Origin of the sequence: Antarctobacter sp. (genome assembly GCF_034670325.1) — a bacterium.
Lineage (GTDB): Bacteria > Pseudomonadota > Alphaproteobacteria > Rhodobacterales > Rhodobacteraceae > Antarctobacter.
This window is the reverse complement of sequence record NZ_JAXMNR010000002.1, coordinates 390,925-414,618: the sequence shown is the minus strand read 5'-3', so window position 1 is coordinate 414,618 and position 23,694 is coordinate 390,925. Positions and strand designations below refer to the sequence as shown.

The following is a 23,694-nucleotide window of genomic DNA, read 5'->3' as shown; positions in this document are numbered from 1 at the left end:
CGCGGGGTCACGAATGCTTCATCAGGATGTCACATAATCTGGTCAGAACGAGTGAACCGCAGTAAAATGCCACAAAGTTCCGGAAAGGATTGAGTGCAGATGCCCAGTCGGCGTCATATTGCCCGTGACATCTCGTACAGCTATTCGGCGACCACGCGCGGCGGCCGCGCCATGATCCGGTTGATGGAAAACGCCACCGGGCGCATCAGCCTGATCAAACGCGCCAAAGGCTATGAAGATGAGGTCGCGCAGGGGCGCGATTTCTGGGAAGTGATTGTCGAACGCTACGGGCTGGGTCTGGATGTGATCGGCGGGTCGCTTGACAATATCCCCAAGGACGGGCCGTTGATCGTCATCGCCAACCACCCTTATGGCATCCTTGATGGTGTGATTATGGGGCATATTCTGTCGGTCGTACGCGGCGATTTCCGCATTCTGGCCAACAGCGTCTTTCGCAAGGCCGAAGAGCTGAACAAGATCATCCTGCCGGTGAATTTTGACGAGACAAAAGAGGCGATGCAGCAGAACATCGCCACCCGAAAAGAGGCGATGACCTATCTGGGGCAGGGCGGATGTATCGGTATCTTTCCCGGTGGCACGGTGGCCACGGCGGAAAAGCCGTTTGGGCGGCCGATGGACCCGGGCTGGCGCACCTTTACGGCGCGGTTGATCGCCAAATCCAACGCGACGGTGGTGCCGATCTACTTTGACGGGCACACCTCGCGGTTGTTCCAACTGGCCAGCCATCTGCATACCACGCTACGTCTGGGCCTGCTGATCAAAGAATTCCGCAAGCGGGTGGATACACCCGTGCGGGTCTGCATCGGAAACCCGATCCCGCCGACAGAGATCGACGCGCGCTCAAAAGACGCGCGGGCGATGATGGATTTCCTGCGCAAAGCGACGTATGACCTGTCTCCGACTCCCCTGAAGTCTTATGACTACGGGTTCGAGTTCGAAGAGAGGCACAAGGACAAGCTGAAGGCGCGCCACTGACAGACGCGCGCCACAGGGTCAGAGCGGGGCGCAAATGGCGGTTGGTATTTTCGACAGTGGGCTTGGCGGGCTGACGGTTCTTGACGCGGTGTCGCGGCGTCTGCCGGAGGTGCCGTTTGTCTATTTCGGCGACAACAAACACGCGCCTTACGGGGTGCGGGACGCCGATGACGTGTACAACCTGACCACCGCTGCGGTTGAGCGCCTGTGGGACGCGGGCTGTGACCTTGTGATCCTCGCCTGCAATACGGCAAGTGCGGCTGCACTGCGGCGGATGCAGGAAAGCTGGATTCCCTCGGACAAGCGGGTGCTGGGGGTGTTTGTGCCGCTGATCGAGGCACTGACCGAACGGCAATGGGGCGACAACAGCCCCCCACGTGAGGTGGCGGTCAAACATGTGGCGCTGTTTGCCACGCCTGCCACGGTGCGCAGCCGCGCGTTTCAGCGCGAACTGGCCTTTCGCGCCATCGGCGTCGATGTCGAGGCGCAGGCCTGCGGCGGGCTTGTCGATGCCATCGAAGAAGGTGACATGATCCTGGCCGAGGCGCTGGTGCGCAGCCATGTGGACGCGCTAAAGCGCAAGATGCCCGACCCGGAGGCCGCCATTCTTGGCTGCACGCATTACCCGCTGATGCAGGAGATCTTTCAGGATGCTCTGGGAAGCGGGGTCAAGGTTTACTCGCAGGCCAATCTGGTAGCCGATGCTTTGGCCGACTATCTGGGACGGCACCCCGGTATGTATGGGTCTGGCACCGAAAGCGGCTTTCTGACCACCGGAAATCCGGTCAAGGTTTCGCAGAATGCCACCCAGTTCCTGCGCCGCAAGATCAGTTTCGAGGCAGCCTGAGCCGGGATGCCCCGATTGATTTTTCGATGCGGTTTGCCTATATCAAGAGGCGAAGGAGATCAGATCATGTCTATGAACGGACCACTTCCCCCGATCGTCTGACCCGGTGCCGTCTTGGGCACCGGCCTACGCGTTTGGCCAAATGTCCTGACGGGGCGGTAAAGCCCCCATCACCTTGCAATAAACCGACTGCGCCTCTGGCGCGGTTTCCATCGCCGTCGACAGCCGCTGATAATCCGCCTGCACCTTTTCCCCCAAGGCAACCAGCGTATCCAGCGCCTGTTTCTTGCGCTCTGAGCTGAGCGCGGCGAATTCATCCGTCGCCAGATGCGCGTAATAGCCGTGGAACAGCTGCGAATTGTCAAAGAATCGGTCGCAGGCCACCATCAGTTCGATCTCCAGCCGTCGCCGCACGCCGCGATAGTCGGCAAAGGTCGGGTCGGGGGCCTCTGGCGGCACAAACGGGCGATAGTCCGAAGGGCCGGAATCGATCTGGTCCTTCAATGCGGTGATGCGGCGAGGGTCGATGATGCCCGCCACGCTGCGGTCATCGAAATCGGCGTGGATCAGGATATCGACCAATACTTCTTCAAGATGTTCCTGCCGGTCGTCAGTGTCGCGTCGCCGTTGTCGCCAGTCGGCGACGGTCTGAAAGATGACCTTGCTCAGCCAGCCCAGAACACCAACCAGAGAGGTGATCGCAAGCAAGAGCAGCGCGCCGGTCACGCTTTTGGAATCGCCCTCAAACAGCGATTGCAGCCAGGTCACGCGGTCTTAGCCATCGGTGGAACCGGGCCGTTCGCCCACGTCGCCTGACCACCATGCGCGCTTGATGCCCTGATAGACGGTGATCTTGTCACCGGGCCGATAGCCGTCCAGCTGTTCTTCCTTGTAGGCAAGGCTTTCGCCGATGCGCCCGCTTTGTTCTTTCCACGTCAGGCGATAGCGATGGCGGTTGTTGACGCGGTAGTTGGTCGCCTTGGTGCCGGTGATCTGTGCGGTCTCACGGGCACCGTAGCGCCGTGCGCGCACCGCCGCGACCGCCCAACGTGCCGGGAACCACATGGCCACCAGCGCCGCGATGCCAAACACCAACGCAATCCATTGCGTGATCACGGATGCACTGCGGTTTTCACCCCGGCTGACCTCGATCCTGTCGGGTTCGCTTTCCAGATACCAGACGGGTATCCGCTCTCCCGGATCGGTACGCCAGTAGATGTCCGTCCCGACCGACCGGGTGATTTCGACCGTATCGCCGCGCTGCGTGTCGTACTGCAGAACAAAATAATATGTGGTTTCGCGATCCCCGTCGCTGTCGGTGGTGACGGTCTTATATTTGTCCAGCACCTCGGCGGCGGTTTCACGACCCTCGCTGTCAAAGCGATTGGCAAGGTTCAGGGAGAGCACGCTGAACAGCGTCATGAACCCCAGAAAAACGAGGAAGATAAGCGTTATCCAGCCGCCCATCCGCCAGAAGAGCCGCCAGAGGGGAACCGGAGTATCGCCTGCCACCTTTGCCATGTCGGCATATTGGCGAGGGCGGCGCGCGCGATCAAGATGCCTGTTCCGGTTTTCGTGATTGATCGCGGCAAGAGGGGCGTTTATAGCCAATATCCAGAGGAGCCTTTTCATGTTCGCCAATTGCGCCCGACGCCTGCGACGATGATCCGCCTGCCGCCCGATGACCGGCGGCTGTCCTCTCTTTCCATGCCCAAACCTGCGCGTGTTGCCCCGCGCGCCCCCCGCATTCAGGTGATCCCATGACTCATTCTATCGCCATCATCGGCGCATCCGGTTACACTGGTGCCGAGCTGATCCGGCTACTGGCCACGCACCCTTCGTTTCAGATCAAAGCCTTGGCCGCCAACTCCAAGGCAGGGCAAAGCATGGCGCAGGTCTTTCCGCATCTGCGCCACCTTGACCTGCCCGATCTGGTGACATGGGAGCAAATCGACTTTGACGAGATTGATCTTTGTTTCTGCGCCCTGCCGCACAAGACAAGCCAGGAGGTGATCTCTCAACTGCCCAAAACAGTGAAGGTCGTCGATCTGTCGGCGGATTTCCGGTTGCGCGATCCGGCGGCCTATGAAAAATGGTACGGGAATGCGCACGCGGCTGTGGAGACCCAGAAAGAGGCTGTTTACGGCCTGACCGAGTTCTACCGCGACGATATCCGCGCCGCGCGGCTGGTGGCCGGAACCGGATGCAACGCGGCGACGGGACAGTATATCCTGCGGCCGCTGATCACCGGCGGGGTGATCGACCTTGATGAGATCATCCTTGATTTGCAATGCGGGGTCAGCGGGGCGGGGCGGTCGCTGAAGGAAAACCTGCTGCACGCAGAGCTGAGCGAGGGCACCAACGCCTATGCGGTCGGCAGCACGCACCGGCATCTGGGGGAGTTCGATCAGGAGTTTTCGGCCCTTGCGGGGCGGGATGTGCAGATCCAGTTCACTCCGCATCTGGGGCCGTTCAACCGGGGCATCCTTGCCACCGCCTATCTGCGGGGCGACCCACAGGCGGTTTTCGCGGCGCTGAGCGCGGCCTATGCGGATGAGCCTTTCATCCACGTCCTGCCGTTTGGCGAGACGCCGTCGACCCATCATGTGCGCGGTTCGAACTTCTGCCACATCGGCGTGGCCGGGGACCGGCGTCCCGGGCGGGCCCTTGTGGTGGCGGCGCTGGACAACCTGACCAAAGGCAGTTCTGGACAGGCATTGCAGAACGCAAACCTGATGCTGGGCGAGGACGAGACCGCAGGTCTGATGCTGGCCCCTTGTTTCCCCTGATCCAGCAGAGCGCGCCTTGCGCGCACAGGTCAGTTTGCGTTCAGGCCGCGCAGGCCATCAGGGGGCGACGCCCCCTGAAAGCCCCATTAAAGTGACGGGGTTCCGCCGGTTGGGGCGCGGCAAATTGCGCTTGCCCCTCCCCAACTTGTGCGGAGTTCACTATATTTCCAAAAACACCTGCCGGCGCGCTGAAAGAGAGTCCTCATGGCCCTGAAATCCCTCAAGAAAAAACGCCGTGTCCAGATTGTTGCCCTGGCCACCGTCGCCTTGGTCGTGTCGACGGTCTTGATCGGCTACGCGATGCGGGACGGGATCAACTTTTTCCGCTCCCCCAGTCAGGTGATGGATGAACCGCCGTCACCGGCAGAGGTGTTCCGCATCGGCGGTCTGGTGGAAGAGGGATCGTTGATCCGGGGAGACGGCGAACAGATCCGCTTTAGCGTGACCGATGGCGGCGCGACCGTACCGGTGGTCTACACCGGCGTGTTGCCCGATCTGTTCGAGGAAAATCAGGGCATGGTCGGCACCGGACGCTATATCGACGGGGTCTTTGAGGCCTCGGAAATCCTCGCCAAGCACGATGAGACCTATATGCCCAAAGAGGTTGTCGATGCGCTGAAAGCGCAGGGCGTCTATCAGGAACCCGACAGCTAAGCGCCTGTTGTAGCAGCGTCTTCCCCACCTGTTTCGGGGAAATAGAGGATCACACGCAACCCGCCGCCCGGGGCGTTCTCAAGCTTGAGTCCACCGCCGGACTGGCGGATGAATCCGGCCACCGCCGACAGGCCCAGCCCGCGACCTTCGTTCGGTGGCTTTGTCGAATAGAACGGCTCTGCCAGCAGAGGCAGGGCATCATCGCTGACACCGGGGCCGTCATCCTCGATAATCAGAACGACGTAGGGCGGCGGCGCATCCGGCGTCGGGTCAAGCTCTCCGATTGTGGCGCGCCGTTCCGTCCGGATACGGATATGGCCGGTGCCGCCTGTGGCCTCTTGCGCGTTCAGGCCCAGTTGGATCACACAAGAGCGCAGCGCGGCGCTGTCGATCCGCGCCACAAGCGACTCGTCAGGGGGCATCACCTCGACCGTCATGTCGGGCTTCAATGTATCGGTCAGAGCCTCGCCAAGATCGAAGAGCAGGCCTTCCATCGGCACGTTTGCAGGCGAGAGCCGAATACGCCCGCTCGCGGCCATGAGATGTTGCACGGTCAGCGCCGCGCGCGCTGCGGCTGTCCGGCTTTCGTGAATGGCGGCGGCGCGGTCTGCGGGGTCTTCAAGCGTCTCAAACAGATCGAGATTGCCAAGGATCACGGTCAGATCGTTGTTGAACTCATGCGCCACGCCACCGACAAACTGGCCCAACGTGCGCGCCTGTTGCGCCGAGGCTGCGCGCCTGCGCGCCGTACGCAGTTCAGTCTGGAGTTTCCAGCCCGATACCTGCGCGCTGACGTAGTAGCCCAGAACGGCAAGGGCCACGACGCCCACGGTGGCGATCTCCAGCGCGTTGTCCAGCCGGGGACGCAGGGTCAGGATCACGGCAAACGTCAAGGCGGTGACGGTGCAGCAATCGACGATCACCAACCCCAATTCCCGGTGTGGCCGCTGAAGCGTATATAGCGCCAGTCCGACCAGACCCACCGCACCGGCAAAGGTCAGGTCAGGAGAAAAGTCAGCTACTACAAGGTAGAGCGGCAAGGACATGAAGCAGATTTCGGACAGGCCGTAGACCGTGAGCGCAGCCGCATAGCGCAGCAGTGGCGCGCCAAACTCTTTGCGGATGAGCAACACCGCCATACCGACTTCGAGCAGCGCGTTGAGAGCACCCCAACCCAGCGCGAGACGACTGTTCATGCCCAGAGACAGCACGACCACGAAGGCAACCATGAAAACATAGCGCACAATTGTCTCGCCGCAGGCCCCGTATTCTGCACGGCGCATATCGGCAAGTCTGGTTGCGAAACCATTTTGAGTCTGTGACCCGGCCATGTTGTTCTGCGCGTCGCCTTTAGGATCGACCGCAACGGCAGCCGGGAATACCGTTAAACACGTCGCAAGATACGTGTTCAAATCGGCCCCGTCACTTGGATTGGCTTATACCTATCCAAAAGAATAGAACCGCCCCGACAAAAGGGCGGTTCTTGCAAGATGTTGAAACTAAGAGCTTATCTCAGAATGGATTTGCCCGCGTAAGTTGCGGTGTCTTCCAGCATCTCTTCGATTCGGATCAATTGATTGTATTTTGCCAACCGGTCGGAACGGGCCAGAGAGCCGGTCTTGATCTGTCCGCAGTTGGTGGCGACGGCGAGGTCAGCAATGGTTGCATCCTCTGTTTCGCCCGAGCGGTGCGACATGACGTTGGTCATGCGCGCGCGGTGCGCCATCTCGACCGCTTGCAGAGTTTCGGTCAGGGTGCCGATCTGGTTGACCTTGACCAGCATCGAGTTGGCACAGCCTTTCTCGATCCCCATGGCGAGGCGGGCGGGGTTGGTCACAAACAGATCGTCGCCAACCAGCTGGATCTTGTTCCCGATCTTGTCGGTCAGCATCTTCCAGCCTTCCCAGTCGTCCTCAGAGCAGCCATCCTCGATCGAGATGATCGGATAGTCGGCGCAGAGCGCGGCAAGGTAGTCGACGTTTTCTGCAATGCTGAGCGATTTGCCTTCGCCCTTCATCTCATACTTGCCATCCCGGAAGTATTCGGTCGCGGCGCAATCCATCGCCAGATAGATATCCTCGCCGGGTTTGTAGCCGGCCTTCTCGATGGACTTGAGGATGAAATCCAACGCGTCTCGTGTCGATTTCAGTTCCGGGGCAAAGCCGCCCTCGTCGCCAAGACCGGTGGACATGCCTGCGGCGCTCAGCTCTTTTTTCAGCGTGTGGAACACCTCGGAGCCCATGCGTACCGCGTCGCGGATGTTGTCCGCGGCGACCGGCATGATCATGAATTCCTGAATGTCGATCGGGTTGTCGGCGTGCTCACCGCCATTGATGATATTCATCATCGGGACGGGCAGGGTGCGCGCCGAGGTGCCGCCGATGTAGCGGAACAGCGGTTGCTGGGTGAAATCGGCGGCGGCATGGGCCACCGCAAGGCTGACGCCAAGGATGGCATTGGCGCCAAGGCGGCCCTTGTTCTCGGTTCCGTCCAGTTCGATCATGGCAAGGTCGATGGCGACCTGTTCGGTGGCGTCAAAGCCAAGGATCGCCTCGGCGATTTCACCGTTGACCGCGGCGACCGCCTCTAGCACGCCTTTGCCCATGTAGCGGGACTTGTCTCCGTCGCGCTTTTCGACGGCCTCATGGACGCCGGTCGAAGCGCCCGAGGGCACGGCGGCGCGGCCGACCGAGCCGTCCTCAAGAGTGACGTCGACCTCGACGGTCGGGTTGCCGCGGCTGTCTAGGATCTCGCGGGCGTGGATGTCGATGATGGTGCTCATGGGTTTGGTCCCTCGGGGCTGTGGGTCTTGCACTTCTCTTAGCAGCAGGTGACGGAAAGTAAACGTGGCCGATAGCGCTAACGGCTCATTGTGGGGATAAGGTGACGTTCTCTGCGCGGACCAGGTCAGGGGCGGGACCTGCGCCGGTCAGCCTTCAGTCGTCCTGTCACGTTGCTCTGAAAACCCAAGACGATGCGGTGGCGGATGGCCGCGCCTGCGGTTCAGGCCAATGCGGCGGCTCGCGCAAGGCGGCGTTCGCGCAGAAAGGTATACAGTCCGGCCACAAGGATCAGCGCCGACCCGGCGAGGGTCCAGAAATCCGGACGATCGCCGAACACCAGCATCCCCAGTCCGGTGGTAAACACCAGCCGCGAATAACGAAAAGGCGCCACGATGGACGCGGGGGCCATCCGCATCGCCGAAGTGATCGCAAGATAGCCGGTGGTGGTCACCAGCACCGCGCCAAGAATGGGCCAGAGCGCGGCGGGCGTATAGCTGGACGGGGTTGTCGCCAGCGCCCAAAGCGCCAGACCGGGCAGGACCGTTGCTCCGAATCCCCATGTGGAAATTGCCAGCGCCGGAATCTCGGGCGGCGACATACGGGTGACGAGATCGCGCGCCGACAGGGCGGTGATGCCCATGACGGCAAACAGCTCCCACCCCGAGAACGCCGTTCCAAAGGGCCGGATCACCATGAGCATCCCGACAATCCCGACCCCGACCGCCACCCAGCGCCGCCAGCCGACCTGTTCCTTCAGAAACAGCGCCGCGCCCAGCGTGAGCACCAGCGGTCCGGCCTGAATGATCGCGGCAAAGACCGGCAGCGGGATGTGTTTCAACCCGACCACCATGCCAAACGCGCCGATGATCTCGAACAGGTTGCGCAGCAGAACCATTGGGTGCAGGGCCGCCCGCGTCCACAGCGATACGCCCACGACCCGCGCCATGGCGATAAACAGCGCCGTGCCGCCAATGCTGACCAATGTCATGACCTGCCCGATAGGGGCGACATGGGTGGCGAGCTTGAAAAACGCATCGGCCCCGGACAGCAGCGCCATCGAGAGGATCATCAGGGAAATGGCGCGCAAAATCATGCGAGCGCCTGCACAGGGCGGTACATCAGCAAAGCCTTCGGTGAGTGAGTTGACCCCGAGGGTATCGCCCGCACGGCGGAGGGGGGCAAGCGGAAAGGCACCGCCTGTGTTTTACCCCGCTGTCAGTTCGGCCAGATGGGCGGCACAGCCCCGCAGCGCGGCGTAGTCGTCGGTCACAAGGTCCACCGGAAACTGCGTCATATAGGCGTTGAACCGGCCCTTGTCGGCAAAGGCCTCTGCAAAGCCAAGACTGCGCAGGTGCGGGCCAAGGTGCCGCGTGACCCCGCCCACAAGGTAGATGCCGCCAAAGGGCAGGGTGGTCAGCGCCAGATCGCCGGTATAGCGGCCAAGAAAATGCACAAACAGACGCGCGGCGCGTTGCGCGCGCGGCTGACCGGCCTCGAATTCGGCCATGACCTCTGCGGCGGGCAGGGGGTCGCCGTCGCCCTCATCATGACAAACCCACGCATAGAGCCGTTCCAGACCGCGCCCCGACAGCACGTCTTCGACCCCCGGCTGGCCGTGCCGGTCCGCGATCCACTCGACCAACCGCAGCTCCTCGGCAGTGCGCGCCAACAGTGAGATGTGGCCCGCCTCTGCCGGGGGCACCATGGTGCGGCCATCCTGCGAATAGACCGGCACCGCGTTCAGCCCGGTGCCGACGTTGACCACCAGACGCACGGCGTCATTGGGGGCTTCGCGCCCGGTCAGCACCGGCGACAGGCTGTCATGGCCAAGATGCGCCACGGCAAAACCCTGCGCCTGCAAGTCATTCAGGACAGCAACCCGCGCTGCGCCGGTTTCCGCTTTCAGGGCGGCGGCGTCGACCTTCCAGTCGAGGTTGGTCAGCGTGCCGACCCCGTTGTGTACCGGCCCCGCCATGTCGACACAAACCGCCACCGGCGTCACCTTTTGTGCACGCAGATAGTCATCCAGAACGGGCGCGATCCCGGTGTTCTCGGCATTGCGATAGCGACGGATCGTGTCCTCTAGGATATGTCCGTCACGGCAAAGGGCGACCCGTGTGTTGGTGCCGCCGATGTCGGCGACAACGGAAATCTCCGGGGAAAGCTCTTGGGTCATGGCGGTGGCCTTTCGGGGATCAGGACTTCAGGGCGTGGGCGAGCGCCTGATACGATGCCTTTGGAGTGCGCGCCAGCGTGTCAAAGTCCACATGGACCAGCCCGAACCGCTTTTCGTATCCCAGCGCCCACTCGTAATTGTCCAGCAGAGACCAGATGAAATACCCGTTCAGCGGTACGCCCTCGGCGATGGCACGTTGTACGCTGTCCAGATGGACATCCAAATAGGAGGTGCGGGCGGGGTCATCGACAGTGTCGCCGCTGATTACATCCTGAGACGCCATGCCGTTTTCGGTGACGTACAGCGGCAGGTCGCCGGTATAGTCGCGCGCCGTGCGCGTCAGAAAGTTGTACAGCCCCTCGGGGTAGATTTCCCAATCCATAAAGGTCTTGGGCAGCGGGCCTTTTACCTCGCGGTAATCGGGCCAAGGAGAGCCTGCGGGCGCGATCAGCTTGCGGGTGTAGTAGTTCAGCCCACACCAGTCGAGCGGGGCCTGAATCGTGGGAAAGTCGTCCTGCCAGCCTGCGGGCAGGTGCGGCTCCAACCCCTCCAGCGCCTCGGTCGGGTAAGCCCCCTTGAAGACGCCGCCAAGGAACCAGCGGTTATAGATCGCGTCATAACGGTCGGCGGCCTTGCGCGCCTCGGCGCTGTCATCCGCCGGGTCCGCCCATTCAAAGTTGAACACTCCGCCAAGGTTGCCCATGCCCAGCCCCCGCATGGTCTGGGTCGCGCGGCCATGCGCCAGCAAGACATGGTGCATCGCCCGCGCGGCGGCGCGAATGTCGCGCACGCCGGGGGCATGGTGGCCCTCGAAATGGCTGAGCCAAGCCACGCACCACGGCTCATTGATCGGAGCGACCGAAAACATCCGGTCGCCGATGCGGGACATGATGACCTCTGTGTAGTCGGCGAACCAACCTGCGATATCCCGATTGCGCCAGCCGCCCATGTCCATAAGGGGGGAGGGCAGTTCCCAGTGATACAGCGTGGCGCAGGGCTTGATCCCGCGTTCCAGCATGGCATCGGTCAGCCGGTCGTAGAAATCCAGACCCTCTTGGTTGACCGCGCCGCGCCCCTCGGGCAGCACCCGCGCCCAGCTCAGCGAAAAGCGGTAGCAGTCAAACCCGGCGGCGGCGACGAGGTCCAGATCGTCTTCGTAGCGGTGATAGTGGTCGCAGGCCCGTACGCCGTTTTCGAACCGGACGACATTGCCGGGGGTTGCGGCGAAATCATCCCATTGGGTGCGGCCCGCGCCGCCAAAGCCGTGGCCCTCGATCTGGTAACTGGATGTTGCGGCCCCAAAGAGGAAATCCCGGGGAAAGTCTGAACGCTTGTGTCGCATGGAATACCTTTATTGCGCGGGGCCGGTCGAGGTGCCGATAATCAGTTCGGCCTCCATCAGCTGTGTCAGGGGTGGGGAGCCGGGATTGCGGATCAGGTGCAGCAGCATCTCGGCGGCCTTGGCCCCGGCGCTGCGGACAGAGGACCGCGTGGCGGTAAAGATCGGAACGTCATGGCCGTTCTTGAGATAGCCAAGATCGTCGTCATGGGTGATGACGGACACGTCGCGCCCCATTTCCAGACCGGCCTCATGGATGGCGCGGCGCACACCGATGGCGGTGATCATCGAGGACACCAGAAAAGCGGTGGGCGGCGCGATGCCGCGCAGCATGTCGCGGGCGGAGCGATAGCCAAAGATCTCTGTCATCTCGTCAGAGCGCATCAGCGCCGGGTCGATGGTGATGCCTCGGTCGGACAGCGCGGTGACATAAGCCTCGCGGCGGCGGTAGGCAAAATCCAGAAACTCCAACCCGTTGATCAGCGCGATGCGACGATGCCCGAGATCCAACAGGAACTCCGTGGCCCTCCGGAAGGCGCGGCTGTTGTTGGTGTCGAGCCAGGAATAAGGCAGGTTCACTTCTGACGCGCGGCCATGCACGACAAAGGGCAGGCCTAGTTCGCTGAGCAATGGGATACGGCTGTCGGCCATACGCGGCCCGTGCACGATGATGCCGTCGACATTGCCCCGGCTGAGGATCGACCGATAGGCCTGTTCCTGCTCCTTGTCGCGGACAAGACTGATGACGATCTCGTAGCCTTCCTTGGCGTAGGTCTGTCCCGCCCCGGCGATGAAATCGCCAAAGATCGGGTTCACCATCTCATGCTGATCGCTGATCGGTAGCACATGGCCGATGGCCTGCGCGCGCCCCGTGGCCAGCCCCTTGGCCCGCGCATTCGGACTGTAATTAAGGTCTTTGGCAGCCCGCAGCACCCGCTCCCGGGTCTTTTCATTGACCTCGGGAAAGCCGTTCAGCGCGCGGCTGACGGTGGTCTGTGACAGTTTGAGGTGCTCGGAAAGCTGCTTGAGGTTCATGATGTCTATATCGCCCAAAGCGCTTCGGATTTGTCAAGGGGGGAGACGTGTCGCGCGCTCTGTGCCCAGAGCCGGCCTAGCTGCACCGCAGCATTTGATTTCTTTGTCCGCTTGGGTTGAAATGTTGACAGGTAGGGGCGACTCAGAGATAGTGGCAAAACCCAAAGCGCTTTGAAAGAGTAAAAAGAGAGGCGCTGGAAGACTGAAATAGACCACGTGGGATGGCGTGGGATTGGGAGGATCAAGAATGAAGTCACCGTTTTACCTGAGCGCCGCGGCCCTGGCCCTGAGCGCGGGCATGGCCCACTCTGAAAAGCTGACCGTCTTCGGCCCATGGCTTGGCCCCGACCAGGAGTCTGTCCTGTCAGTTCTGAATGCTTTCGCGGCCCAATCAGGTCATGACGTGTCTTACGTCGGCTCTGACAGCTTTGAGCAGCAGATCGTCGTCGACGCCGAGGCCGGATCGGCCCCCAACGTCGCGGTCTTTCCGCAGCCGGGCCTTGCGTCGGACATGGCGTCACGCGGGTTTCTGACCCCGCTCAAGGACGGAACCGGTGACTGGATTCGCGAAAACTATGCTGCGGGCGACAGCTGGGTCAGCCTGGGCTCTTATGCAGACGCATCCGGAGCGGACAAGCTGTTCGGGTTTTTCTACAAGGTCGATGTGAAATCTCTGGTCTGGTACAACCCGGAAAACTTTGCGGACTTCGGCTACGACGTCCCGACCACCATGGAAGAGCTCAAGGCGCTTGAGGCGCAGATGATTGAGGACGGCGAGACGCCGTGGTGTATCGGTCTGGGATCGGGCGGGGCGACCGGCTGGCCCGCGACCGACTGGGTCGAGGACATGATGCTGCGCACCCAGCCGCCCGAGGTTTATGACCAATGGGTGGCCAACGAAATTCCCTTTGACGATCCGGCGGTTGTCGGCGCAATCGAGGCGTTTGGCGCTTTCATCGAGGACGGCAAAGTTGCGGGTGGCCGTGGTGCGGTTGCCTCGACCGATTTCCGTGACAGCCCAAAGGGCCTGTTCGATGCGCCGGCGCAGTGCATGATGCACCATCAGGCGTCGTTCATCCCGGCCTTCTTCCCCGAAGGAACCGAGGTCGGTCTGGACGCGGATTTCTTCTACTTCCCGGCGTATGAGGGCAAGGATCTGGGCCAGCCTGTGCTGGGGGCGGGCACGCTTTGGGCGATCACCAATGAAAACGACGCCGCTCATGATCTGATTGCCTTCCTGCAAACCAATGAGGCGCATGAGATCTGGATGGCGCGTGGCGGTTTTCTGACGCCGCTTAAATCGGTGGATGCTTCCAAGTTCTCGGATGAGGCCACGGCCAAGATGAACGGCATTCTGCTGGATGCCACCACCTTCCGGTTTGACGGCTCGGACCTGATGCCCGGCGGTGTGGGGGCTGGCAGCTTCTGGACCGGCATGGTCGACTACGCGGGCGGCAAACCGGCTGCGGACGTGGCCAAGGCCATCCAGAACAGCTGGGACGCGCTGAAGTAACCGCGACGTCACCGGGACGACCGGCTGTCCCGCCTCTGCGGGGCAGTCAACGGGCCACTAGGCCGACACAGCAGCACAAATTGGGGGGAGAGCGCCATGCATCCGGCATTGCAGGGGCTTTTGACAATCGTGATCGGCGTGGGCGCTTGCCTGAGCTATTTCTGGGCGTCGAACGAGATTTTGGATCGCGTCATCTTTCCGGCCAAGGGAAAACACGCGGGGCGCAACATCAACCGTGCCAATATGGTCCGGCCTTGGCTGTTTCTGTTTCCCGCGCTGTTCGCGCTGTCGCTTTATCTGGCATATCCGGTGTTCGAGACGATCCGCCTGTCCCTGACGGAACGGGTGACGCAGTCGGACGGGACGACGGTCTATCAGTTCGTGGGTCTGGGCAATTACATCCAGATGTCCGGCGACCCCAAGTTCTGGGAGGCGCTGTGGAACAATATGCTCTGGCTGATCGTGGTGCCGGCCATGTCCACAGCCTTTGGCTTGCTGGCGGCGCAACTGACCGACCGGATTTCATGGGGCAATCTGGCGAAATCACTGATCTTCATGCCGATGGCGATCTCCTTTGTCGGCGCGGCGGTGATCTGGAAACTGATCTACGACGCACGCCCACCCGATGCCGCGCAGATCGGGGTGCTGAATGCGATCTACGTGTCATTGACCGGTAACGATCCACAACAATGGCTGACGGTGCCGTTCTGGAACAACTTCCTGTTGATGGTGGTGCTGGTCTGGATTCAAACCGGGTTCGCCATGGTGATCCTGTCAGCGGCACTGCGGGGCATCCCCGAGGAAACCATCGAGGCGGCCATCGTCGATGGCGCCAACCCGTTCCAGATCTTCTTCAAGATCAAGGTGCCGCAGATCATGCCCACCATCATGGTGGTCTGGACGACGATCACGCTGGTGGTGCTCAAGATCTTTGACATCGTCTTTGCCATGACCAACGGCCAATGGGGCACGCAGGTTCTGGCCAACTACATGTTCAACCAGCTTTTCGTGACGCGGGATTGGGGGGTCGGATCGGCCTCGGCCATGGTGATCATGCTGCTTGTGACGCCGATCCTTGTCTGGAACGTGCGGCAGGCCCGCAAGGAAATGCGCTGAGGGAGGCGAAGACATGGAAAATATCGCAGGCCATAAATCCTCGCTCACCTGGGCGGTTCATATCTCGGTTGTTCTGCTGGTGGCGCTCTGGCTGTTCCCGACCGTGGGGCTGTTCGTGTCCTCCTTTCGGACAGCGGACCAGATCGCCAGTTCCGGCTGGTGGAACGCCCTGTTTCCCACGGAACAAAGCCTGACGCTGCGCACGGCTGACCCTGACGCACAAATCCAGCAGGACGGCGTCTATGTGATTGAGGGAAATCTCTTTGCCGTCGAAGGGCGCGAGCCTGCGCCGATCTCGACCTTCGGTATCTCGTCGCGCGACGTGTCGGCGTTCCAGCCCGGCGATACGGCGGAAATGCGCGGCGGTGGCGCGATCACCATTCAGGAGAATGGCGATTACCGTCTGGAAAGCGCCGAAGAGTTCACCGGCAGCCGGGGCACCCGCGTCTTTGTCAGTGCCGAGATTCCGCCAGAGTTCACCCTGCGCAACTATGACACGGTTCTGGGGCAGGACGTTGTAAAGCGGCTGCTGCTGTTTGTCGGCGCGGGCGTGGTGTTGTGGGGGATTGCGCGTTTTGTGCTCTCGGCGCAGCCGTCGATCGTCGCGCAAGGTCTGCCCGTCGTGGCGGGACTGGCGTTGTTCCTGGCTCTGGCCGCAGCGTTTGGCCTGTCCAGTGGCGCCGCCGAAGGCGCGCAAACCACCGATGACATGGGCCGTGCGTTTCTCAGTACGCTGACAGTGACAATCCCCGCCACCATCATCCCGATCGTGGTGGCGGCCTTTGCCGCCTATGCGCTGGCGTGGATGGATTTTCCGGGCCGTGCCCTGCTGATCGCCTTTGTCGTCGGGCTGCTGGTGGTGCCGCTGCAACTGGCGCTGATCCCGCTGCTGAAGCTGCACCTCAGCTTTGGCATCGGCAAGGGCTACCTTGGCGTCTGGCTGGCGCATACCGGGTTTGGCCTGCCGCTGGCGGTGTACCTGCTGCGCAACTACATGGTCGGACTGCCGCGCGATATCATCGAAAACGCCCGTGTGGACGGCGCGACAGAGTTCCAGATCTTTACCAAGATCATCCTGCCGCTGTCGTTTCCTGCATTGGCCAGCTTTGCGATCTTCCAGTTCCTGTGGACATGGAATGACCTGCTGGTCGCCAAGGTGTTCCTGATCGATGCCTCGGGGCAGACCACCGTCATGACCAACCAGATCGTCGAGCTGCTGGGCACGCGCGGCGGCAACTGGGAAATCCTTGCCACGGCGGCCTTTGTGTCGATCGCGGTGCCGCTGGTCGTCTTCTTTGCCATGCAACGCTATCTCGTGCGCGGTCTGCTGGCCGGCTCTGTGAAATGACAACGCGCCCCGGGCCTGACCCGGGGCCTCTGACAACGGGCACCGGGGCCGACAGGTTCCGGGTCAGGCCCGGGACGGGAAACGGACCTTATGAACGTGCAAATTAACTCCGCGACAGAGCTTTCCGCCGACAAGGACTGGTGGCGCGGCGCGGTGATCTACCAGATCTATCCGCGCAGCTATCAGGACAGCAACGGCGACGGGATCGGTGATCTGAACGGCATCACCGCGCGGCTGCCCTACGTGGCCAGCCTTGGCGTCGATGCGATCTGGATCTCACCCTTCTTCACCTCGCCGATGAAGGACTTTGGCTATGACGTCAGCGACTATTGCGACGTCGACCCGATGTTCGGCACGCTAAGCGATTTCGACGTGCTGGTGGACACGGCGCACAAGCTGGGCGTGCGGGTGATGATCGATCTGGTGCTGTCGCATACCTCGGACCAGCATCCTTGGTTCGTCGAAAGCCGGGCCAACCGCGACAACCCCAAGGCCGACTGGTACGTCTGGGCGGACCCCAAGCCGGATGGCACGCCGCCCAACAACTGGTTGTCGATCTTTGGCGGTCCTGCATGGCAGTGGGATGCGCGACGCGAGCAGTATTACCTGCACAACTTCCTGACCGAACAGCCGGATCTGAACTTCCACACTCCCGACGTGCAGGATGCGCTGCTGGACAGCGTGCGGTTCTGGCTGGACCGGGGCGTCGACGGGTTTCGTCTGGATACCATCAACTTCTACATCCACGACAAGCAATTGCGCGACAACCCGCCGCTGCCGGTGGATCAGCGCGACGCGACCATCGCGCCGCGCGTGAACCCGTACAATCACCAGCTGCACCTCTACGACAAGAACCAGCCGGAAAACCTTGCCTTTCTCGAACGTTTTCGCGCGGTGCTGGACGAATACGCGGCGACGACGGCCGTGGGTGAGGTCGGCGATGCGCAAAGTGGGCTGGAGATTATGGGGCAATACACCTCCGGCGATAGCCGCGTTCATATGTGTTACTCGTTCGAGTTTCTGTCGGGCGATCAACCGGACGCCGCGCGCATAGCCCATGTCATGGGCCGGGTGGATGATGTGGTCACAGACGGCTGGGCCTGCTGGGCCTTCTCCAACCATGATGTGGTCCGCCATGCTTCGCGCTGGAACCTCACACCGCAGGCGCAAAAGGCCTTTACCACGCTGATCATGTGCCTGCGCGGCTCTGTCTGCCTGTATCAGGGCGAAGAGCTGGGCCTGCCGGAGGCCGATGTGCCCTTTGAGGACCTGCAGGACCCCTACGGGATCGAGTTCTGGCCCGAGTTCAAGGGCCGCGACGGCTGTCGCACGCCGATGGTCTGGGAACCGTCGAACCAGAATGGCGGCTTTTCGGAGGCGACCCCGTGGTTGCCGGTCAGCCACGCGCATCTGTCGCACGCCGTGGCCACGCAGGAACAAGACCCGGGTGCACTGTTGCACCACTATCGCAAGGCGATCCATTTCCGCGCCGCGCATCCCGCGCTGGTCAAGGGCGCACATGACCGGGTGAAATCCACTGGCAGTATCGTGCATTTCATCCGCAGCCATGACGGCGAGGATGTCTTTGTCGCAGTCAACCTCAGCAGTGAGCCGGCGGTGATGGAGATGCCTGCGGGTGACTGGCAGCAGATCGGGCAGGAACTGGGCAGCGCCCACGCCGCGCCGGACGGCAAGCTGCATCTTGGACCTTGGCAGCCCGCGCTGGCGCGGCGATCAAACACATAAATGGGGGAGCGGACATGGCCAATCTGAAACTGACCGATGTCGAAAAGACCTATGGCGGGACCGTGCAGGTGCTGCGCGACATCAACCTTGATATCAAACAGGGTGAACTGATCGTCTTTGTCGGGCCGTCGGGCTGTGGCAAGTCCACGCTCCTGCGGATGATTGCCGGGCTGGAAAAGATCACCGGCGGCACGCTGGAGATCGACGGGCAGGTCGTCAACGACGTGCCGCCCGCGCAGCGCGGCATTGCGATGGTGTTCCAGAGCTACGCTTTGTACCCGCACATGACTGTGCGCGAGAACATGAGCTTTGCGCTCAAGCTGGCGAAGAAATCCCCGTCAGAGATCGAAGAGGCGGTGAACCGGGCGGCGAAGATGCTGCAACTGGACCCCTACCTCGATCGTCTGCCCAAGGCGCTGTCGGGTGGTCAGCGGCAGCGGGTGGCCATCGGGCGGTCGCTCGTGCGCGACCCCAAGGTCTATCTGTTCGATGAGCCGCTGTCGAACCTCGACGCGGCGCTGCGTGTGGCGACGCGGATCGAGATTTCACAGCTCAAGGAGCAGATGCCCGACCGGACGATGATTTACGTCACCCATGATCAGGTCGAGGCGATGACGCTGGCGACGCGGATCGTGGTGCTGGCGAACAAGGGGATCGCGCAGGTGGGCAGCCCTCTGGAATTGTATGAGCGGCCCAACAGCGAGTTTGTGGCGCAGTTCATCGGCTCTCCCTCGATGAACCTGCTGCCGGGGGAGGTGATCGCCACGGGGGCCCAAACGACCGTCAAACTGGACGCCGGGGGGACGGCCGTTTCGGACTATCCGACCACCGGGGCGGACATGGGGCTGAAGGTCAACGTCGGCATCCGTCCTGAGGATTTTGTCGCCGCCGAAGGCGAGGCGGCCTTTGCCGGCAAGGTCAACATCATCGAGGCTTTGGGGGAGGTCACGCTGCTCTATTTCGAGGCGCAGCATGGGGGCGATCCGGTCATCGCCAAGCTGCCTGGCATCCACCATGAGATGCGGGGCAAGACGGTGACTTTGGGGGCGGCCCCGGCCAAGGTGCATCTGTTCGCGGACGGGGTGTCGCTGCTGTATCGGTAAGGGCTGTCCACATGTGGACAGCGTGGCCGGTATGAAAAATCAAAGGGTTACAGAGACGAATTTACCTTTCGTTAGGATTGGAGCGGGGGCGGGAGACCTGAAAAGCCCGCGATCCGGCGGTGCGGGTCAAAGGGGGCGCGCAGGGGGGCGTGCGATCCTGAGACCGTATTTGCATCACGGACAAGGCGGCAATCAAACCCGGAAAAGCGGTGCGCCCGCAAATGGGTTGAACGCGTGGCCGGTGTCGACAATGGTGATCCTGACAGGCGAAGCAATTCGCCAAATCTATTGGAGCCAGTGTTTTCATGATCAATACTATTCGGACGGCCACCCTTGCCTGCGCCGTAATGGCCACCTGTGGCCCGGCAGAGGCCAAAGGCCAGTGGAACGGCGATCTGGCGCGGCTGGCCTATCCCGCCGATGAGGCGGGCGGGTATTGGGATGAGGGCTATGACTTTTCCTTCATGCTGACCTGTTCCCCCAGCAATCAGGCGTTGGCCCTGAGTTACAGTTTCATAAACGCGGACCCCTCACCTGACCGCAAACCGGTCCATCTGCGGATTGGCGGACAGCACTTTGCCATCCCGTGGATCCGTCAGGATGAAGAGATGGGGTCTGTCATGGGATATTACCCGGCCGAAGAGGGAGGGGACCGCTGGCCGGGGCAAGAGGCGCTTATCCAGCACCTGATAGATGGCCAGCCCCTGATCGTCGTCGAAGGCGACGGCATCGACGACCCGGAGGCAACACAACGGGCAGCAACCGGACCATCACCGGAACATCCGATCTTTCAAGGACTGTCGCGCGCCTGTGGCTCTGGCGATCTGACGGCGCGCGCGGGCGTGGAGATTGTTCCGGCTGACCTGCCCGATCTGTTGTCCAGATGGTCGGTAGAGCCCCGGTCGCCGTTCTGGGAGGGGCCCACGGCCTTTTCGCCGTCCGACAATGATCAGGCGCAGTTGCATGTGCGCTGCGGGGCCGACGGGCAGGGTGAGATGGCGCTGCATGTGGATGAGGTGCCGCCACCGTCCGATACCAATTTTGGCGCGGCTTTTGTCGGCCATGAGGTATTCGAAATTGTCACGGGACGGCGTGACGGGGCCTATGTGTTCCCGGTGCCGCCGGGGCTGTTGGCGGCGATGGCAAAGGGGCGGACCGTGAATTTTGATTCCCTGATCCCGGTCTATGAAACCGTGGACACGATTGTGACGGTCAATCTGGGCGGTGCCGGTGCGGTGCTGGAACAGGCGCTGTCCCAATGCGCGGCGACCGCATTGGCCCCGGTCGGGGACTGAAACAGAAACCGTCTGATCCAACAGGCGGGCCTTCAGTCTGTTACGGCTCTCAAGACTCGATCGCTGTTGCAGGAATCTGCGAGGGCGATTTTGCCCGACATGGCGGCGCTCCGGTCGACGTTGCTTTGGCTCAAACGCCCGAGATCATCATATCCCGGATTTTCTTTGCCTTCTCAAAATGGTCAAGCTTGTGTGTCTTGATCCACCATTCTGCCGCTTCCATCAGTAATTCTGGATCGTCATTCCTGTTGGCAAAAAATGCATAAAACGACAGACCAACTGCGTCGCCTTTTTTGGCAATCTTCTCATTGCAGATCGCGATGGCCTTGGTTCTCAGAGTGGGCCTCATAGTGAGTGCGACCTTTACTTAGCTGCGGCGTTTTTCGGAACGTAAAGTGACCCCAAAGGCGTCACAACCCAATGTACTTGGCTGCCTTGGATGCGAAACTGTCCAACGTATTGGTGAGGATCGCATGGGCGGATGGGCCGCGATCATCGACACATAGGCAAAGGGCCGGCCCCCTTGGCAGGAGCCGGCCCTTTGTCACGTCCTGTGCCTTATTGTGGCTCGTAGGTCAGCTCAATCGGCCTGCGCACCAGCACCTTTTTGTCCTGTCCCATGACGTAGCGCAGTTCATACTTGCCCGGACCCTCTGGCAGTTTCAGCACCATGGGGCTGTCCTCGTTGGTGTATTTATAGACGCTGTAGTCCTTGTCCGGGTCGCCCTCACGGGCGAGGCTGATGAAATCGCCCTTGTAGTCCGGCCCGTCCCAGTTGACGCCCAGCACGGTGCCTGCGGGGATCTTGTCCGGGGCGTCAATGCTGGCGGTGACCTCTGTCAGGGTGATCTGCGTCTTGCCGACCACAGAGGTGCCTTCGCTGGCGGCGACATAACGGATGTCATAGGTGCCGGGCTCTGACGGCATCTGGAGCATCAGGGGCGTGCCTTCGCGGACATAGGTGTAGGCGTGGTACTTGTTGGCGGGCATGTCGGCATCGGCCACGGTGATGTAGTCGGGCTGATAGCCCGGTCCGTCCCATGCCACCAGAACCGGGGCCCCGGCGCGCGCCTCTGCCACCACGTCCAGCGTGGCGCTGACGCTGCTGATCTCGATGGTCGTGGAGGCCAGAACCGTCTTGCCCTGCGCCATCACGTAGCGGACCTCATAGGTGCCCGGATCGGCGGGCATGGTCAGCTTTAGCGGCGCGCCTTCGCGGGTGTAGGTATAGGTCTCATAGCCTTTGTCATCGGGTTTGGAGACAGAGATATAGTCGCCTTTGTAGTCCGGTCCGGTCCAGCCGACAGGGATGGCGGCCCCGGCGGGGGCGGTGTCAGGCGCATCCAGCGTGGCGGCCACATCGCTGACGGTGATCGCGCGGGTGGCCAGCACGGTCTTGTCCTGCGCCATGACGTAGCGCAGTTCATAGCTGCCCGCTTCGGGTGGCATCACCAGGTCCGCCGGGTCGCCGTCGCGGGTGTAGCGGTAGTTGACATAGCCTTTGTCATCCAGCCGGGACACGGCGAGGTAGTCGCCTTTGTAGTCGGGGCCTGTCCATGTCACCGGCAGGGTTGCCCCGACCGGCACGGTATCGGCGGCGTCCAGTGTGGCCTGCGCCTGAGTCACGGTGATCGGTTGCGTGGCCAGCGTGACCTTGCCGTCAGCCATAATGTAGCGCAGTTCATAGGGGCCGGGCTGTGGCGGCATCACCAGCGCGCCGGGCGTGCCGTCGCGGGTGTAGACGTAGTTGACATAGCCGTCGTCGTCGGGACTGGCGACAGAGAGGTAGTCGCCCTTGGCGTCCGGACCGTCCCAGTCGACCCGGATCGTCGACCCGGCCACCGCAGAGGCAGGGCCGCTGACAGAGGCGTCGGGCAGCGAGCTGGGCAGTTCCAGCGTCACGGTCTGGCCCGCGTCCACCACGGTAAAGGTTTTCTCGACGCTGGCCTCATCATCGGGGCGCAGCACGGAGACGGTGTAGGTGCCAGCCATCAGGTCGCGGGAAAAGCTGGCGTTGCGTTCCAGATCGACCACCAGTTCCTCACCCTGTTTCACGTCCCATATCAGCGGGGTTTCGATCCGCCCGCCGTTTGCGCCATCGGTGGCGACGAACAGCGTGGGATAGACCGGCTGCGCCTGCGTGACTTCGCTGAGCGCGGAGCCCAGTTCGGTCGCGTTGGCGGCCAGCAGGAATTGCCCGCCGGTTTCATCCGCAAGGCACTGCATCTGGCGGCGCGCCTCGGGGTCGCTGACGTCAAAGCCGACCACGTGCACGGTCAGGTTCACGCCCGCCTCTTCCAGCGCGCGGGCGGCGGCGCAGGGGTCGGGGTTACAGGTCTCGATCCCGTCGGACACAAGGATCACGGTGGCTGGGTCCTCAGTGTATTTCAGCGCCTGGGCGGCGGCGACCACCGCGTCGGTCATCGGTGTCTTGCCGCGCGGGCGCAGCTTGTTCACGGCCGCGCTGATTGCGTCGCGGCTGGCGGCACCGGGCAGGACAAGGGTTTCGATGTCGGTGCAGTCGCCCTTGGTGCGGTGGCCATAGGCGGTCAGGCCGATGGATTGCGTCTGGGGCAAGGTGCGAAGCAGGTCGCCGACGACGCCTTGGGCGATCTCGATCTTGGTGACCCCGTCGATCTGTCCCCACATGGAGCCCGACGCATCCAGCACGAGGATGGAGTTCACGTCCTCCTGCGCGAGCGCGAGGCTAGGCAGTACACAAAGCGCCCATGCGGCGCGGCGAAACCGTGTCATGGAAATCCCCCTTTGGCGGTAATGGCCAAAGCCTGCACCCTGCACGCCGTGGGGGCAAGGAAAGGTTTCCCTGACTGTTGCCGAACGTTTTCGGCTATTTTCCCGGCACAATGCCGCCGGGTTCCGCCAAAGCCTTTTGCAAGTTCACACTTTGTTCACGCTTTTCCATTGGCGAAACCGGGGAATCCCCCTATGTACAC

20 protein-coding genes are annotated in these 23,694 nt (G+C 62.0%); 10 read left to right on the top strand and 10 right to left on the bottom strand.

Annotation, left to right across the window (positions count from 1 at the left end):
* The first annotated feature begins 99 nt into the window (after positions 1–99).
* Positions 100–996 (top strand): lysophospholipid acyltransferase family protein, encoded by an 897-nt coding sequence (locus VOI21_RS07150; protein WP_323769101.1) that lies wholly within the window; start codon positions 100–102, stop codon positions 994–996.
* 34 nt (positions 997–1,030) lie between these two features.
* Positions 1,031–1,843 (top strand): glutamate racemase, encoded by an 813-nt coding sequence (murI, locus tag VOI21_RS07145; RefSeq protein ID WP_323769100.1) that lies wholly within the window; start codon positions 1,031–1,033, stop codon positions 1,841–1,843.
* A 126-nt stretch (positions 1,844–1,969) separates the two neighbouring features.
* On the opposite strand, the gene VOI21_RS07140 is transcribed toward murI, so the two are convergent.
* Positions 1,970–2,611 carry a hypothetical protein gene (locus VOI21_RS07140; RefSeq protein WP_323769099.1) on the bottom strand — a complete coding sequence of 214 codons (642 nt, stop codon included), beginning with the start codon at positions 2,609–2,611 and terminating at the stop codon, positions 1,970–1,972.
* Positions 2,612–2,617: 6 nt separating this feature from the next.
* Positions 2,618–3,364, bottom strand: coding sequence for a DUF3592 domain-containing protein (locus VOI21_RS07135; protein ID WP_323769098.1), 747 nt, complete (start codon positions 3,362–3,364; stop codon positions 2,618–2,620).
* A 239-nt stretch (positions 3,365–3,603) separates the two neighbouring features.
* Here VOI21_RS07135 and argC point away from each other — a divergent pair, with 239 nt between their 5' ends.
* Positions 3,604–4,632, top strand: coding sequence for an N-acetyl-gamma-glutamyl-phosphate reductase (gene argC / locus VOI21_RS07130; RefSeq protein WP_323769097.1), 1,029 nt, complete (start codon positions 3,604–3,606; stop codon positions 4,630–4,632).
* Between the two features lie 204 nt (positions 4,633–4,836).
* Positions 4,837–5,286: a cytochrome c maturation protein CcmE gene (gene ccmE / locus VOI21_RS07125; RefSeq protein WP_323769096.1), complete on the top strand. Its 450-nt coding sequence runs from the start codon at positions 4,837–4,839 to the stop codon at positions 5,284–5,286.
* Here the strand turns inward: ccmE and VOI21_RS07120 are convergent.
* The 6 genes from VOI21_RS07120 to VOI21_RS07095 form a co-directional block, all read right to left on the bottom strand.
* Complete coding sequence (locus VOI21_RS07120; protein WP_323769095.1) at positions 5,283–6,569, bottom strand: ATP-binding protein; 1,287 nt, start codon at positions 6,567–6,569, stop codon at positions 5,283–5,285. The two genes, ccmE and VOI21_RS07120, sit on opposite strands and share 4 nt — an antisense overlap.
* Positions 6,570–6,793: 224 nt before the next feature.
* Complete coding sequence (gene eno / locus VOI21_RS07115) at positions 6,794–8,068, bottom strand: phosphopyruvate hydratase (protein WP_323769094.1); 1,275 nt, start codon at positions 8,066–8,068, stop codon at positions 6,794–6,796.
* A 221-nt stretch (positions 8,069–8,289) separates the two neighbouring features.
* The gene (locus tag VOI21_RS07110) at positions 8,290–9,162 is read right to left on the bottom strand and encodes a DMT family transporter (protein WP_323769093.1); all 873 of its coding nucleotides are present in this window, start codon (positions 9,160–9,162) and stop codon (positions 8,290–8,292) included.
* 111 nt (positions 9,163–9,273) lie between these two features.
* Positions 9,274–10,245: an ROK family protein gene (locus VOI21_RS07105; protein WP_323769092.1), complete on the bottom strand. Its 972-nt coding sequence runs from the start codon at positions 10,243–10,245 to the stop codon at positions 9,274–9,276.
* A gap of 19 nt (positions 10,246–10,264) precedes the next feature.
* Complete coding sequence (locus tag VOI21_RS07100; protein WP_323769091.1) at positions 10,265–11,587, bottom strand: GH1 family beta-glucosidase; 1,323 nt, start codon at positions 11,585–11,587, stop codon at positions 10,265–10,267.
* Positions 11,588–11,596: 9 nt separating this feature from the next.
* Positions 11,597–12,619, bottom strand: coding sequence for a substrate-binding domain-containing protein (locus VOI21_RS07095; RefSeq protein WP_323769090.1), 1,023 nt, complete (start codon positions 12,617–12,619; stop codon positions 11,597–11,599).
* A 247-nt stretch (positions 12,620–12,866) separates the two neighbouring features.
* On the opposite strand from VOI21_RS07095, the gene VOI21_RS07090 reads away from it, so the two are divergent.
* From VOI21_RS07090 to VOI21_RS07065, 6 genes are all read left to right on the top strand, one after another.
* Positions 12,867–14,132: an ABC transporter substrate-binding protein gene (locus tag VOI21_RS07090; RefSeq protein ID WP_323769089.1), complete on the top strand. Its 1,266-nt coding sequence runs from the start codon at positions 12,867–12,869 to the stop codon at positions 14,130–14,132.
* A 96-nt stretch (positions 14,133–14,228) separates the two neighbouring features.
* The gene (locus VOI21_RS07085) at positions 14,229–15,248 is read left to right on the top strand and encodes a sugar ABC transporter permease (RefSeq protein WP_323769088.1); all 1,020 of its coding nucleotides are present in this window, start codon (positions 14,229–14,231) and stop codon (positions 15,246–15,248) included.
* Positions 15,249–15,261: 13 nt separating this feature from the next.
* The gene (locus VOI21_RS07080) at positions 15,262–16,596 is read left to right on the top strand and encodes a carbohydrate ABC transporter permease (protein WP_323769087.1); all 1,335 of its coding nucleotides are present in this window, start codon (positions 15,262–15,264) and stop codon (positions 16,594–16,596) included.
* A 90-nt stretch (positions 16,597–16,686) separates the two neighbouring features.
* Positions 16,687–18,342: an alpha-glucosidase gene (locus VOI21_RS07075; protein ID WP_323769086.1), complete on the top strand. Its 1,656-nt coding sequence runs from the start codon at positions 16,687–16,689 to the stop codon at positions 18,340–18,342.
* A 14-nt stretch (positions 18,343–18,356) separates the two neighbouring features.
* Positions 18,357–19,445: a sn-glycerol-3-phosphate ABC transporter ATP-binding protein UgpC gene (locus VOI21_RS07070; RefSeq protein ID WP_323769085.1), complete on the top strand. Its 1,089-nt coding sequence runs from the start codon at positions 18,357–18,359 to the stop codon at positions 19,443–19,445.
* Positions 19,446–19,750: 305 nt separating this feature from the next.
* Complete coding sequence (locus tag VOI21_RS07065) at positions 19,751–20,740, top strand: hypothetical protein (RefSeq protein WP_323769084.1); 990 nt, start codon at positions 19,751–19,753, stop codon at positions 20,738–20,740.
* 130 nt (positions 20,741–20,870) lie between these two features.
* Here VOI21_RS07065 and VOI21_RS07060 read toward each other — a convergent pair whose 3' ends face one another.
* Both VOI21_RS07060 and VOI21_RS07055 read right to left on the bottom strand, forming a co-directional pair.
* Positions 20,871–21,089, bottom strand: coding sequence for a DUF6500 family protein (locus VOI21_RS07060; RefSeq protein ID WP_323769083.1), 219 nt, complete (start codon positions 21,087–21,089; stop codon positions 20,871–20,873).
* Positions 21,090–21,298: 209 nt separating this feature from the next.
* On the bottom strand, positions 21,299–23,494 hold the full coding sequence (locus tag VOI21_RS07055; protein ID WP_323769082.1) for a VWA domain-containing protein: 2,196 nt from the start codon (positions 23,492–23,494) through the stop codon (positions 21,299–21,301).
* Positions 23,495–23,694: the final 200 nt, after the last annotated feature.

Coding starts and splice junctions, on each gene's coding strand:
- VOI21_RS07150 (WP_323769101.1), top strand. CDS start 100: ATGCCCAGTCGGCGTCATATTGCCCGTGACATCTCGTACAGCTATTCG.
- murI (WP_323769100.1), top strand. CDS start 1,031: ATGGCGGTTGGTATTTTCGACAGTGGGCTTGGCGGGCTGACGGTTCTT.
- VOI21_RS07135 (WP_323769098.1), bottom strand. CDS start 3,364: ATGGCAAAGGTGGCAGGCGATACTCCGGTTCCCCTCTGGCGGCTCTTC.
- argC (WP_323769097.1), top strand. CDS start 3,604: ATGACTCATTCTATCGCCATCATCGGCGCATCCGGTTACACTGGTGCC.
- ccmE (WP_323769096.1), top strand. CDS start 4,837: ATGGCCCTGAAATCCCTCAAGAAAAAACGCCGTGTCCAGATTGTTGCC.
- VOI21_RS07120 (WP_323769095.1), bottom strand. CDS start 6,569: ATGCGCCGTGCAGAATACGGGGCCTGCGGCGAGACAATTGTGCGCTAT.
- eno (WP_323769094.1), bottom strand. CDS start 8,068: ATGAGCACCATCATCGACATCCACGCCCGCGAGATCCTAGACAGCCGC.
- VOI21_RS07110 (WP_323769093.1), bottom strand. CDS start 9,162: ATGATTTTGCGCGCCATTTCCCTGATGATCCTCTCGATGGCGCTGCTG.
- VOI21_RS07105 (WP_323769092.1), bottom strand. CDS start 10,245: ATGACCCAAGAGCTTTCCCCGGAGATTTCCGTTGTCGCCGACATCGGC.
- VOI21_RS07100 (WP_323769091.1), bottom strand. CDS start 11,587: ATGCGACACAAGCGTTCAGACTTTCCCCGGGATTTCCTCTTTGGGGCC.
- VOI21_RS07095 (WP_323769090.1), bottom strand. CDS start 12,619: ATGAACCTCAAGCAGCTTTCCGAGCACCTCAAACTGTCACAGACCACC.
- VOI21_RS07090 (WP_323769089.1), top strand. CDS start 12,867: ATGAAGTCACCGTTTTACCTGAGCGCCGCGGCCCTGGCCCTGAGCGCG.
- VOI21_RS07085 (WP_323769088.1), top strand. CDS start 14,229: ATGCATCCGGCATTGCAGGGGCTTTTGACAATCGTGATCGGCGTGGGC.
- VOI21_RS07080 (WP_323769087.1), top strand. CDS start 15,262: ATGGAAAATATCGCAGGCCATAAATCCTCGCTCACCTGGGCGGTTCAT.
- VOI21_RS07075 (WP_323769086.1), top strand. CDS start 16,687: ATGAACGTGCAAATTAACTCCGCGACAGAGCTTTCCGCCGACAAGGAC.
- VOI21_RS07070 (WP_323769085.1), top strand. CDS start 18,357: ATGGCCAATCTGAAACTGACCGATGTCGAAAAGACCTATGGCGGGACC.
- VOI21_RS07065 (WP_323769084.1), top strand. CDS start 19,751: ATGATCAATACTATTCGGACGGCCACCCTTGCCTGCGCCGTAATGGCC.
- VOI21_RS07060 (WP_323769083.1), bottom strand. CDS start 21,089: ATGAGGCCCACTCTGAGAACCAAGGCCATCGCGATCTGCAATGAGAAG.
- VOI21_RS07055 (WP_323769082.1), bottom strand. CDS start 23,494: ATGACACGGTTTCGCCGCGCCGCATGGGCGCTTTGTGTACTGCCTAGC.